This window comes from Nostoc sp. MG11 (assembly GCF_014904695.1).
In the GTDB taxonomy this organism is placed as follows: Bacteria; Cyanobacteriota; Cyanobacteriia; order Cyanobacteriales; family Nostocaceae; genus Komarekiella.
Genome location: NZ_JACXXN010000031.1, coordinates 13,388 through 26,232, shown reverse-complemented (window position 1 = coordinate 26,232; position 12,845 = coordinate 13,388). Strand labels below are relative to the sequence as shown.

At 42.0% G+C, this 12,845-nt stretch carries 12 protein-coding genes; 2 read left to right on the top strand and 10 right to left on the bottom strand.

What is annotated here, in order from left to right; genetic code table 11:
• Window positions 1–97: 97 nt before the first annotated feature.
• Window positions 98–1,285 (bottom strand): glycosyltransferase, encoded by a 1,188-nt coding sequence (locus tag HCR01_RS27840; RefSeq protein WP_226889679.1) that lies wholly within the window; start codon window positions 1,283–1,285, stop codon window positions 98–100.
• A gap of 457 nt (window positions 1,286–1,742) precedes the next feature.
• Here HCR01_RS27840 and HCR01_RS27835 point away from each other — a divergent pair, with 457 nt between their 5' ends.
• Window positions 1,743–3,170, top strand: coding sequence for a serine/threonine-protein kinase (locus HCR01_RS27835; protein ID WP_193199269.1), 1,428 nt, complete (start codon window positions 1,743–1,745; stop codon window positions 3,168–3,170).
• A 539-nt stretch (window positions 3,171–3,709) separates the two neighbouring features.
• Here the strand turns inward: HCR01_RS27835 and HCR01_RS27830 are convergent.
• Window positions 3,710–5,341, bottom strand: a complete 1,632-nt coding sequence (locus HCR01_RS27830; RefSeq protein ID WP_193199268.1) for a serine protease — start codon at window positions 5,339–5,341, stop codon at window positions 3,710–3,712.
• A gap of 265 nt (window positions 5,342–5,606) precedes the next feature.
• On the opposite strand from HCR01_RS27830, the gene HCR01_RS27825 reads away from it, so the two are divergent.
• Window positions 5,607–5,753, top strand: coding sequence for a hypothetical protein (locus tag HCR01_RS27825; protein WP_413773976.1), 147 nt, complete (start codon window positions 5,607–5,609; stop codon window positions 5,751–5,753).
• Between the two features lie 401 nt (window positions 5,754–6,154).
• Here the strand turns inward: HCR01_RS27825 and HCR01_RS27820 are convergent, their stop codons facing one another.
• From HCR01_RS27820 to HCR01_RS27790, 8 genes are all read right to left on the bottom strand, one after another.
• The gene (locus HCR01_RS27820) at window positions 6,155–7,072 is read right to left on the bottom strand and encodes a manganese catalase family protein (RefSeq protein ID WP_193199267.1); all 918 of its coding nucleotides are present in this window, start codon (window positions 7,070–7,072) and stop codon (window positions 6,155–6,157) included.
• A gap of 468 nt (window positions 7,073–7,540) precedes the next feature.
• The gene (locus HCR01_RS27815) at window positions 7,541–7,882 is read right to left on the bottom strand and encodes a cupin domain-containing protein (protein WP_193199266.1); all 342 of its coding nucleotides are present in this window, start codon (window positions 7,880–7,882) and stop codon (window positions 7,541–7,543) included.
• Window positions 7,875–8,024: a hypothetical protein gene (locus tag HCR01_RS39115; RefSeq protein WP_226889678.1), complete on the bottom strand. Its 150-nt coding sequence runs from the start codon at window positions 8,022–8,024 to the stop codon at window positions 7,875–7,877. The genes HCR01_RS27815 and HCR01_RS39115 overlap by 8 nt, the downstream gene beginning before the upstream one ends.
• Window positions 8,025–8,129: 105 nt before the next feature.
• A complete protein-coding gene (locus HCR01_RS39110) occupies window positions 8,130–8,411 on the bottom strand; it encodes a hypothetical protein (RefSeq protein ID WP_226889677.1) in 282 nt (93 codons plus the stop codon).
• 146 nt (window positions 8,412–8,557) lie between these two features.
• Window positions 8,558–9,727 (bottom strand): zinc-dependent alcohol dehydrogenase, encoded by a 1,170-nt coding sequence (locus HCR01_RS27805; RefSeq protein WP_193199265.1) that lies wholly within the window; start codon window positions 9,725–9,727, stop codon window positions 8,558–8,560.
• 273 nt (window positions 9,728–10,000) lie between these two features.
• Window positions 10,001–10,375 (bottom strand): hypothetical protein, encoded by a 375-nt coding sequence (locus HCR01_RS27800; RefSeq protein WP_193199264.1) that lies wholly within the window; start codon window positions 10,373–10,375, stop codon window positions 10,001–10,003.
• A gap of 174 nt (window positions 10,376–10,549) precedes the next feature.
• On the bottom strand, window positions 10,550–11,248 hold the full coding sequence (locus HCR01_RS27795) for an SRPBCC family protein (protein WP_193199263.1): 699 nt from the start codon (window positions 11,246–11,248) through the stop codon (window positions 10,550–10,552).
• A gap of 384 nt (window positions 11,249–11,632) precedes the next feature.
• Complete coding sequence (locus HCR01_RS27790) at window positions 11,633–12,727, bottom strand: DJ-1/PfpI/YhbO family deglycase/protease (protein WP_193199262.1); 1,095 nt, start codon at window positions 12,725–12,727, stop codon at window positions 11,633–11,635.
• Window positions 12,728–12,845: the final 118 nt, after the last annotated feature.

Here is a 12,845-nt window from a genome sequence, read left to right as displayed (position 1 = left end):
CAGCATAAGGATTATACAAGGGTGCATTATTCTAACTTTAGTGGAGAATAGATTCAGCATTCTTGTACAATCCTTGTCTCCCTTGTCCTCCACTCCCCTAAACCAACCCCATCTCTTGCAACCCCTGACGTAGCCTCTTCGCTTCTTCGGGGTTGTATCTTTCGTGAAGGGCGATCGCTTTTTTAAAGACTGTTAAACTATCTTGGTGATTGCCAGCTTTGAGCAACACTACACCTAAATTTTGATACGCTTCAGCATAATTAGGGTTTAACTTGATTGCTGCTTGGTAAGAGGCGATCGCATCAGTCAACAATCCCATTGCTTTGAATATCATCCCCATATTGTAATGACCAACAACAAAAGTAGGGTCAATCTTCAAAGTTGTGGCGTAAGCAGTTTTTGCACCGTTTAAATCTCCAGCGGCTTTGAGTAAGTTTCCCAGATTGTTGTATGCTCCTAATTTGAGCATCGGATAAATTGGCAACTTAATCGCGGCTTGATAGTGAGAAATAGCCTGTGGGAAATTTCGCAAACGACTGTGAGCAATGCCTAAATGATAGTGGAGTTCGTATAAAATATCGTAGTTTTCTTCACTAGCCGCAACTCCTCGTTTCAGCAACTCCATACCTTGGCTAATTTTCCCAGTTTCCACATACAGCGCCCCCAACTTACTGCAAACATAAGGGTCATCAGGATGAGTAGCCAGAAACCCTTCCATCGCTGCTGCGGCTTTGGCGTATTTGTTGTTTTGAGCGATCGCGTTTTTTTGATATCCTGTGTGTAAAATTGCCACCCCTGGTAAATAACCTACCTGCCAATTGGGGTCTTTCATTAACATTGCGGATACGCTGTCATCCACCAAGGCATGATAAGGGCGTTCAAAGCAAATATCTGGGTGATTGCGAAATAGTCGGGAAACTAGAGAATAGGGAGATTGTTCTGCACCAACTTCTTGGCGGACGAGGTTGATTAGCAAATATTCATCTCTGGCGATCGCCTCTTTCAGCTGCGGTACAATTCCTGATGTCATAACCTCATCAGCATCCAATACTAAAACCCAGTCACCTGTAACGTATTTAAGCGCTGCATTCCGAGCAGCACTGAAGTTATTGCACCATTGAAAGTGGTGGACTTTTGCACCGAATTGTTTGGCAATATAGGGAGTGCGATCAATTGAGCCTGTATCTACAACTACCATTTCATCTACTACTTTTCTCACACTGCTTAGGCATTTAGACAGTGTTGCTGCTTCATTTTTGACAATCATGCACAGACTCAGACTCATAATAATTCGTAATTCGTAATTCGTAATTAATATACAGAGATAAATGCTGAATACAGGCGGTTTTGGGCGTTACTGAATTGGCGTATGAATTTTATTTTGTCATGCTGAGTGTCGCTACGCGAAACGTTCGCGTAGCTTGCTTAAGCGGAGGGGTAAGCTTCACTTCTCTGCGAGAGGCTCCACCAACGTTGCATACCCTACGGGAACGCTGCGCGAACAGAAGACAATTCATAATCTTGATTCAGCAATGCCCAGTTTTGACTACGTTATCTGGTTTTACAAAACATACATACTTTCCCGATTTGATATCATAAGCTAATCATCACCCCCTTTATGTAATTCAAGTTTACAACTCGTTTATACCAGTATCTTTGCTTCTACTTAGTACTTTAGTTATGTGCAAAAATCAAGATTAAGAATCAGTGAGTGAGTAATTCTAGCGGAAAGGGTAAATGTAATGCAGGGTCAAACCGTGGGTGGACGTTACCAAATTCTCACTCAACTAGGACAAGGGGGATTTGGCAAGACTTTCTTAGCTCAAGACATGCAACGACCTGGAAATCCGCATTGTGTTGTTAAGCATTTTAAACCACTCTCTACCGATCCATACACTTTAGAGCAAGCCAAACGTTTATTTGACCTAGAAGCAGCCACCCTAGAAACATTGGGAAAGTGTGATCAAATTCCCCAACTGTTAGCTCACTTTGAAGACAATCAAGAATTTTATTTAGTTCAAGAATTTATTGTAGGTCACGACCTCAGTCAAGAAATACCTCCTATAGGCAACCTCCTAACTGAAGCGGAGGTAATTCAACTTTTAAAAGACATTTTGGAAGTTCTCGCAGTTGTTCATCGACACAATGTAATTCACCGAGATCTCAAACCTGCCAATATTCGGCGAAGAAAATCAGATAACAAAATAGTGTTAATTGATTTTGGAGCAGTCAAACAAATCAGCACCCAGATAGCTAATTCTCAAGGCAAAGCAAGTGTTACCGTTGTGATTGGCACTCACGGTTATATGCCAAGTGAACAAGCCAATCAAGTCCCAAACTTGAGTAGCGATATCTATGCAGTGGGAATTATTGCTATCCAAGCCTTGACTGGAATTAATCCTGCTGTTGATGGTGGGCAAAGATTACCCAGAAACCCCGATACAGGAGAAATTGATTGGCGAAACCAAGCACAAGTTAGCCCGGAGCTTGCAGGAATTATTGATAAGATGGTGCGTTATGACTTCCGTCAACGTTATTCTACAGCAGAGTCGGTATTGCAAGTTTTAAATACGCTCGAACAAATACCAGTTACTACAATCGAGCAAAAATCTTTATCATTCGCAGCACCGAGAAAACTTTTGTTCGCACTAGGAATAATCGCAGCAGTTGCTACAGCTATTGTATTTTTATCCCAATTAATCGCCCCAGCATCAAAGTTTTTGACTTATGAAAATTCTAGTTATGGAATCAAGATAAACTATCCTGAGAATTGGGCAAGACAAGATGTAGCAAACCCTGTGACTGGAGAATTAGTTACATTCTTATCACCTAAACAAAGTGACGCTGATAAGTTCCAAGAAAAGCTAACTATTAGTACAGAACCACTTTCTACCACATTAGATGAATCTAGAGAGTTATTTATACAGGAAATTAAGAATAGTTTGTCAGGAGCTAATATTTTGGATACGAGTGAAACAACTATGGCAAATAAAAGAGCTAATAAATTAGTTTTTACTGGAAAAAGTGGAGAGAATATTTTAAAAAATCTGCAAGTTTGGACTTTACAAGGCGATCAAGCATACGTCATCACCTATACAGCAGCAATAGATGATTATGATAAGTTTGTGCAAACAGCAGAAACAATGATTAAATCATTTGAAATTAATTAATTATGCAAAAATTAGGGTAATTTTAGATTTTACAGCAGATTTCAGGTAAATGAAGTACATAAATAAAACCTGAAACCCTGTAGAAACGTTACATGTAACGTCTCTACGTGTGATTTATGAAAATGCCAACTGCTGTAGATTTTAGATTTTGAATTGAATAATCTAATACCAATTTCAAAAAACAATATGACAGATAGACCATGTAGAGACGTTGCATTGCAACGTCTCTACCAAAGGATTTGTTGCAATCATTAATTGAATCGGTATAAAATCCGTTTTGGAAAGTTCTGAGCGGAGCGTAAAATTGCAAATTCAAAATTGAATGAGCAGGGGAGTGGGGGAGCAGTGACTCACTCACGAGTATTAAAGATTCATTCACGAGTATTAAAGACTCATCCACGAATATCAAAGACTCGTCCACGAGTATTAAAGACTCATCCACGAGTATTAAAGACTAAACTTATGGCATAATATTAAAGCTTTTTCCTTAAATCTCACCTCAGCAAAGGAAAATCGAGAAATACGAGGTTGAGGTAGTGTTAAAGCTTTTTAATTAACTCCAGTACTTTTTGGTAATCTTCTGTTTTTCCTTGTTCTTGAAAGAGGTTAGCTGCTTTTTGTAAATCTGCGATCGCCCATTGCTTATCTCCCAAGGCAGCGCGGACAATTCCCTTGCTGTAGTAGGCTTGAGCATAGTTGGGATTAATCTTTAGGGCTTGATTGTAATCAGAAATTGCCCCTTCCAAATCTTCCAACTTAGAACGGGCAATTCCCCGGCTGTAGTAGACATTAGCATAATTGGGATTAATCTTCAGGGCTTGATTGTAATCAGAAATTGCCCCTTCCAAATCTCCCAAAGCAGTGCGGGCAATTCCCCGATTGTTGTAGGCTAAGGCATAGTTGGGATTAATCTTCAGGGCTTGGTTATAATCGGCAATTGCTCCCTGTTTGTCTCCTGAAGTAGAGCGGGTATTTCCCCGGTTAATGTAGGCTTGGATATAGTTAGGATCAATGTTGAGGGCTTGGCTGTAATCAGCGATCGCTCCTTGCAAGTCCCCCAAGTTAGAGCGGGCATTTCCCCGATTGTTGTAGGCTAAAGTATCTTTGACATTGAGGCGAATTGCTTCCGTTAAAGCTGCGATCGCTCCTTTATAGTCTTTTAACAAGGAACGAGCAACGCCCTGAATACGTATGGCATCTGCTTTGTTTCCTTGTGCAGCAAATAATTCTGTAGCTTTCTGTAAATTCTCAACAGCCTTTTGGTTGTCTCCAGACTTGCTGCGGGTCAACCCTAGCCTGTAGTAGGCTTGAGCTAAGTTGGGATTAATATTTATCGCTCTAGTGTAATCAGCGATCGCTCCTTGATAGTCCCCTTTGTCATACTTGTCCTCAGCCTGAATAAAAAAGTCATCAGCTTTCGGTGCTGTGGCTGTTGGTGTGCTAGGAGGAGTGACGCCCACATCTGTTTTAGCGCTAGCTGACAGTCTCAAAAAAGTATTAATGGGAACGCCCAAATTAAAACCTGTTTTGATAATGATATTGGGATTTTGGTCGGAAATTTGAAAGTTTTCCATAGTATCCCCCATACCATGAATTCCGATCACTTCGCCTTTTTCATTCAACACCGGGCCGCCACTCATCCCCGGTAACGTATCATTGCTGTAGACTAAAGCGTAGCCATCACGCAGGGGTTTTGAGGCATTAGCGGTAATTTGCCCCGCGACAAAATTATAAATCGAGTTGGAAATTACTGCGGTTGCTTTAGGGAAACCTGCTACATAGGCTGTAGCGCCTTCTATGGCTTCATCTGAGTTACCGATTTTGGCAACAGCGTAACTTTGGTTGCTGGTAAACTGCACAATCGCTAAGTCAACTTCTGGCAGCTTTTTCACAGTTTTGTAGTCGAGTGGATAGCGCTGACTATCTGGGGTGATAATTTCATATTTATCTTCAGTTTCTACGACATGCTTAGCTGTCAAAACAGTGTAAGTGTCGCCCTCTCGCTGAATAATTACCCCAGTCCCAGAACCGCTTGGATTGTCAATTAGTACAGTAATTGCTTTGGCAACCTGACTTACCTCAGTTGAGGATAGGGCGATCGCTATTTGGGGTTGTACAAAAGCGATTGATACTCCCATCAGTGCTGATGCCAGTGCGTAATCAAATTTCATAATTTAATTCCCAATAGGCATTAATTTAACTTTGCGAGTAAATAGGTTTACTTTACTTTACTTTTGCACCATACCCAACTTACTGTTAAAGCTTGTTGGTAATCATCTGTTTTTGTTTGTTCTAGATTAAGGTTAGCTGTTTTTCGAAAATTCGCGATGCCTCTGTATATCTCCCAATTCAGAGCGAGCAATTCCCCAGTGTACTAGGTGTGGGTGTCGTAGGGCTAAAGGCAACCCCAAACAGCCAACTATCTTTGTTTACCAGTTGGTTGAAGGTGAATATCAAGTTAGTCAGTTTAGACAAGGTGATCGCTTAATATCACCAATATTCCCAGATTTAAACTTGACTGCTGACCAGATTTTAACGTGGGAAGATGACGCAGGCGATCGCTGTGCCAACGTCTGCGACTAAAGACCTGAAAAGTTTCCAGGGCGTGGTAAACCCTCCTTCTTCTTGCGAAAATAGGTGAATTCCGCAGTCGATTAAGCGAGTATGATAACTAAAATAAATTATTAGACGTAATGTTGGAGAGATTTCAATAAAAAAATATGCTCAAGCATTATGGAAAGTAACGTACAGACTCAACTCCAGATACAGAAGTGACATCAATCGTTCATTCCAAGCTGGCAGATAAAGATTTATCTCCATTTAAATTATTTCGTCGTTAAGTGCAGCAGAATACCGCACTTAACGCTTATAGTGACCACAAAAGAACTGTGTTCGTAAATCTGCTTTTGTTTTTAAGTGGTTAGACCCCCTATTTGCCAGCTGTATCCTCCAAGAAGTCGGGGATCTTGTTGTTCCTTAAATGATTAACTGCTGATAGTCTTGCGCTCAATCACAGTTGGTGCGGTAGAACCGTTGCTTTGTGCCTGTGGGTCTTTCGGTGTACCATGCAGTCGGGGATCGGGCTGGGGTGGGTTCGGTTCTGGCCCCACTGGTTGGGGATTTGCAACATATTGGAATTCACCTTTACCATCCATTGAAGGCCCTTTCGCCCAGCGCCCTTCGGCACTTTCCTCACCCTCGGAATTATTCCAGAACTGATAGGCAAACTCGTTCTTCCCATATTCATAGGCGACACGGGGAACAACTGTGTCCTCAAATCCTTCACTTTTGAGATCTTCAATTGCCGCTAGCCACTGGTTTTGATGCATAGTGTCGCGGGCGATCATGAAACTGAGGTGATCTTTCACTCCTGGATCGTCTGTCATTTCATACAACCGTACAGCCTGCATCAGACCTTGAGATTCGGCATGAAGATTAGAACGAAAGTCTGCCAATAGATTACCACTAGCGACGATGAAACGACCGTTCCACGGGAACCCAACGCTATCGGCTGGCATAGCACCCAAACCGGAAACAATGGCGTGTTGCGGGTTCATAGCTGCTGCCATAATTACATCCCGTGGGTTACTACCACCCATCACTGCACCCACAACCGCATCTTTTGCACCGTCTTCTTGATATTTGATCGGTGCTTTATCCAGCAGATGGGCGATCATCGTGGCCAGCATTTCGACGTGACCGATTTCTTCAGTACCAATATCGAGCAACATATCCCGGTATTTGGCAGGGCCTCGACAGTTCCAGCCCTGAAACAGGTATTGCATCATCACCGTCATTTCACCAAAGCTGCCGCCGATGAGTTCTTGCATTTTCTTTGCGTAAACTGGATCTGGCTTTTCCGGGGGCGTAAAATACTGTAGTCTTTTATTGTGATAAAACATTTGAATTCCTCGTTAATGGCAGATAGTGCTGACACAACATCAAACTGTTGCCAAACTTTTATCTGATATTTGTGTAGCCTCTACTTATCTAGGAAACTAATCAAATGTTTTATCTTCATCAGCCTCTAGTCAGATAAAAAAAATACTTTTAAATAAGTATTTTGACTGAGCTTTATTTGTTTCTAGTTCTGTCTAGGAATGAATTTCAGAAGGCTTTATTTTCTTTTAAGAATATAACCAGGCTCTAGTCTAGTAACAAGTTAAAAGTAACTCTTGCGATTGCTTCACGTTTTGGGCGATTCTCTGCCAAACTTATAGCGGTTATCGTATCCTATAGGTTCGCCCTTAGCGTTTTTAAAGAGTAGCCGCTACACCTTTTGAATCCAATACGTATTAGTAGCGCACATATGTACGCCACTAAAAACGGATATACATCCTTGGCGGCTGAAGATTTCACATAGCTACAAATCAGCTTTCATCTCGCCCGTGGACTTGAGCCGGTGGACTAGTTGCCTCAACTGCGGTGAATGGTTCCAAAATTTTGTAAGTGTGGGTCGATCCTTTTGGTACTACCCAGGAACTCCCAGGTTCTAGTAAAATCGTTTGCCCTTCAATATGCAACTCTGCACGACCATTAATTACATAACCGACAGTTTCATATTCCCGCGCGGTTGGTTCTTTGGCTTCACTTGGTTGCTCGTCTTCCCAAAGACGCATGGCAATAGATTTACCTGAAGCAAGATACTTTTGACCAAGTTTACCTTTAGGAGAATGGCTAGAATCTACTTTTATAACGCTTGTATCAGACATAATTTTTTACCTTTTTAACTTGGGGATTGAGTTGGCTAAACTTTGATTGTTCTGCCAGTGGAGCTGCTTCGTAAATTAGCTGCATCAGCCTGACATCTTGTAAACTTTCCTCGCCAGGAGTTTTAGGCTGTTTGTTTGCCATGATGGACTCGGATAAATGATCCATCTCTAGGGCGAATTGATTTTTTTCCTGAATATTCTGTTCTTCGTTACTATTCTTTCGCTTGATTATCAGCCGATGTTGGTATTAGTCGGTCGCTGGATCTAACTCTAAAACTGCATCAGAGCCGAAAACTTGGAGGCACTTGGTATCTGTGGCAAACTTTCCCAAACCAACAACCGCCCATCCTAACTTTTTTTCGGGAGGCAGAGATGGTTCTTTGGTAGGTGCTGGCTCTGCTTGGGCTAAGCTACGGGTAGGTTTGAAAATTGTTCCTACTGCACCAAAAGTGCTGACTGCAATTAATCCAAAACCTGCTTTGTACAAAAGATTCCGGCGGGTAAGCTCTGATTTTAGAGAGTCAAACATATTTGTTGTTAGTCATTTGTCATTCGTCATTAGTCATTTGTTATCTGTTTTAGACAAATGACAAATACAGAAGTCTGAGCGAAGCGAAAAGTTTAAGCCAAGGGCGAACAAAAGTTCAGTGTCAGAACAAAACTTTGGAAATGACTTTAAGGTTTGAGTACAACTTTGATGCAGTTATCTTTTTTCTCCTTAAAAATTTCGTAGCCGTGGGGTGCTTGTTCTAGAGGTAATCTGTGAGTGATGATGAAAGTTGGATCGATTTCACCATTTTGGATGTGTTCTAGCAAGGGTCGTAAATATTTGTGGACGTGAGTTTGTCCCATTTTCATGGTTAATCCCTTGTTCATCGCTGCACCCATTGGCACTTTGTCTACAAAACCACCATATACACCTGGAATTGATACGTGACCACCTTTCCTACAAGATACAATTACTTGTCGTAATGCCGTGGGGCGGTCTGTTTCTAGACGTACTGCTTGTTTTACTTGGTCGTACAATGCCATAAAATCTGTGCCGTGTGCCTCCATTCCTACTGCATCAATGCACGCATCAGGGCCACGACCGCCGGTCATTTCTTTTAATGCTTCGCCAACATCTACTTCTTCGTAGTTGAGGACTTCGGCTTTGCCGTATTCTTTAGCCATTTGCAAGCGTTCGGGAACGCGGTCAAAAGCAATAACGCGTTCTGCACCCAGCATATATGCACTTTTGATAGCGAATTGTCCGACTGGGCCGCAGCCCCAAACTGCGACAATATCACCGGGTTGGATGTTGCAGTTCTCGGCTGCCATATAGCCGGTTGGGAAAATATCGGTTAAAAATAGTACTTGCTCATCCGTTAAATCATCAGGAATTTTGAACAAGCCTACATCAGCAAAAGGTACTCGTGCATACTCTGCTTGACCCCCGGCGTAACCGCCGAATAAGTGAGAGTAGCCAAATAGACCTGATGGTGAATAGCCCATTTGCTTTTCTACTAGCCAAGCATTGGGGTTTGAGTTATCACAGAGTGACCATAAATCCCGATTGCAGAAAAAGCAATTGCCACAGGATATTGTAAAGGGAACAACGACGCGATCGCCTACCTTAACATTTTTGACTGCACTCCCAAGTTCGACAACTTCCCCCATGAATTCATGGCCAAGAATATCGCCCTTCTCCATTGTGGGGATATAGCCGTTATAAATATGCAAATCTGAGCCACAAATTGCTGTGGAAGTAATTTTGATAATGGCGTCGCGCGGGTTAATAATTTTTGGATCTGGAACTGTTTCAACCCGCACATCGTTCGATCCATGCCAGCAAACTGCTTTCATGATTATTAGTCCTTAATCACGTTAATTCGTAATGGGCTACGTCCCGCTGCGCTAACGTAATACTCGCCAAGGCGCGAGAAGCAAGCTACTCAAATAGATGAAGTCTGAGCGCTTCGCGGAGCGTCTCGTAGAGAAGACAGTAATTCGTAATTAAATTTTCGGTCAATTATGAAGGAAGGAGGAGTCAAGAATAGTCAAGAGTTATGCTCAACCTTGAATATTCAACAGACTCCCCTATTACTCCATCCTTAGTATGTGGGATTGTTTCTCTTGTTAATATCCCTCATTATTTCTAGTCATTGGCTTAACAGTATCTTCTACTTTTTCTTTAGTTGACTGCAAAAAGTTTTTGGTGCTTCGAGGCAGTGGCTCATCAAGATTGAGCTTTTCTCGGATATTATCAACAGCGCTTTTTGCATTTTGTCCAGTTCTGTCAGCCGACCGATTTGCTTTGTTGGTAAGGTCGTTTACATCACTGTCAGGTACTCCTTTATAATAAGTACCTTCTGGAGTTGTCACAGTGTTACCAGCATGTGCTTGTAGTGTAGAACTATAGCCAAAAGCTTGAATCGCAAAAAATGAAATTACTACAAGAAAAACTGTCAGAATTTGACGTAAGTTTTTTAGAAAAGAAGTTGCTTGGTTCATTAAAACTCTCCAATTTATCATCTGTACCCTGGTAATTAGTTAGTAGTAAATGCTCACAACTAACCTCTTAGCCATTTCGTGTCAACACAACTTTGATGCGGCTGTTTTTCTATGTTGAAAAATCTAAATTTGTCATTCGCTTTATCCAAATGACAAAGGACGAAGGACAAATAACTATTTATGTCCAGAGGGTTGTCCTTCAGTAGTAGCGATTTCGCCTGCTTCCATTAGCATTTTGAAGCGGCGTAATTCATCACCAATCTGCTGTTCTGGTTCTTCACCAAAAAGTTTAGCGACAACAGATGCTAACGCTCCGCCGGGTGGGTTATATTCTAAGACAACCTTGACTTCCGTGCCGCGATTGCTTGATGCTTTTTGGAAGCGAACAAAACCAGAATTATCGACATCTGCACCTTCTACAGAAGCCCAAGAAATGAATTCATTTTCCCGGTCTTCTAAAATGTCTGCATCCCATTCCACGCTGTTACCCAAGGGTGCGTTGGCAATCCAGTGTGAACGTTTTTCGTTATAAACTTTCACAGATTTGAGATGCTTCATAAATGTGGGCAGATTCTCAAAGTTGTGCCAAAAGCGGTACAGTTCATCTGCTGGTTTATTGATTGTTACTGTCTTTTCAACTTTGATAGGTTGGTTTACTCCCATTGCTTCTTGCGCCTGCTGGATTGTGCTTTGTTTTGTTGCACCTTGATAAATCAAACCGCCACCAGCTAAAGCTGTCAGTGCTCCGCGCAAAGAGCCTTGTCTTAAACCCATTAGCACCAGCGCCCCGCCGCCTATAAGAGATGCCCAGCGCTCAGTTTCACTAGCTTCACTTTGACTGATATTCGGTTTATCTCCAGATGTTGAAGTCACTTTTTTATCTCCCAATCAATTCTTTTTTGTTTCTGCGCTTTTGCTTCTTATGCAAGCGGTAGAGACGCCATGTATGCATAGTTTGAATGATGATTTATATCACGCAGAGAAAACGGTGCGTTGGGCGGCTTCGCCGACTTGTTCGCTGAAAGCATTTCCGAAGGGTGGAAAGTACCGCCGCGTTATAGCAACTGGCGTCGCGCAGAGGCGCAGAGAGGATGAGGAGTTTTGAACTAAATTTTTTCAGTACAAGAGTACTAACACTTCCTTAGATCCCAGTTATGCAATCAATCTGGCTTTTATGTAAGCTCTGGGACTAAAGTTGAGTTTAAATCTCAATACATTAATTTCATCTCTGGTTGTGCAACGCCTCTTCAAGACTTCTTACATTGACATAGCAGCACCAGTAGTTGGCTGAGGAGGATTAGCCTGAGTACTTATCCGCACCTGATACAACTTTATCAATTGCTGTTCGTATTTTCTCAAATCGTTGTAAATTTGTTTGAAAATAGCAGTTGCTACTGGATCAGTGTATGTTGCACACAAGTTGCCAATATCGCCAATACCAGTTTGTACATCTCCTAAAGCGGAACGTAACTGATATATGTCATCACTACCTGTTAAGGCAGTTTTTACTTTGGCGTATTGATTGGCGATGTTTGCGGTTAAAGAGGGTTTCTCGCCTAGTTTGTGAAGATAAGTTTCCAGGTTTTCAATGTGACGCTGTTTATTAGTAATTATCTCTTGAAAGAGCGATCGCACTTCTGCATCTGATTCTTTTTCAGCGTATTTTTCCAAAGCTTCTAACGAATAACGCTCACCAGCAAGAGCAGTATTTAAACCTCTGGCGATATCACCTTTGGTTGAGCCACCCCAAGCATCAGCTAGTTTCCACCATTCGGCGCTTGTATCTTGCTCACTTGGTAGTGCGGCATCTTTGCCACCGTAACCCAAGCGACTCAAAATAGCTGTGGTGAAAATTGGTAAGTCTCCGGGTTCACGTGAGGTAATCAAATTGCTGTCAATTACTAGCGGCTCATCTATGTAATTTGCACCTGCATTGATAATGTCCTTGCGGATAGCACTGAAACCAGTGGCTTGCTTACCTTTGAGTAAATCGCCTTCAATCAAAAGTTGTGGCCCGTGGCAAACCGCAGCTACCAGTTTTCCTTGCTGCATCGCCTCTTGGACAAAGCGGACTGTGTTGGGATTCCGTCGCATTTTGTCGGGGGCCATTCCACCAGGAATTATTACTGCATCGAATTCTGCTGCGATCGCTTCTGTTGTTGTGCCATCGGGCTGCATGTTAAGTTTACCGCGTTTACCTTTATATTTTTCATTCATGCGCCCACCGAGGACAACAACCTCTATCCCCGCTTGTTTCAGCCCATTAAAAGGAACTGTAAATTCTGCATCTTCTACATCGTTTTCAATGAGGATAGCAACTTTTTGCTTACTAGAATGATTTTGCTGAGTCATTGGTATTACCTGTTTATTCCTGGGTTTCAACTAGCTAAAATATTCAACAACTAGGTCAATTAAGCAGCCTGTTATGTTTTCTTTGGCTTGCAGTACTTGAAGTTGGAAATTTTAAGTT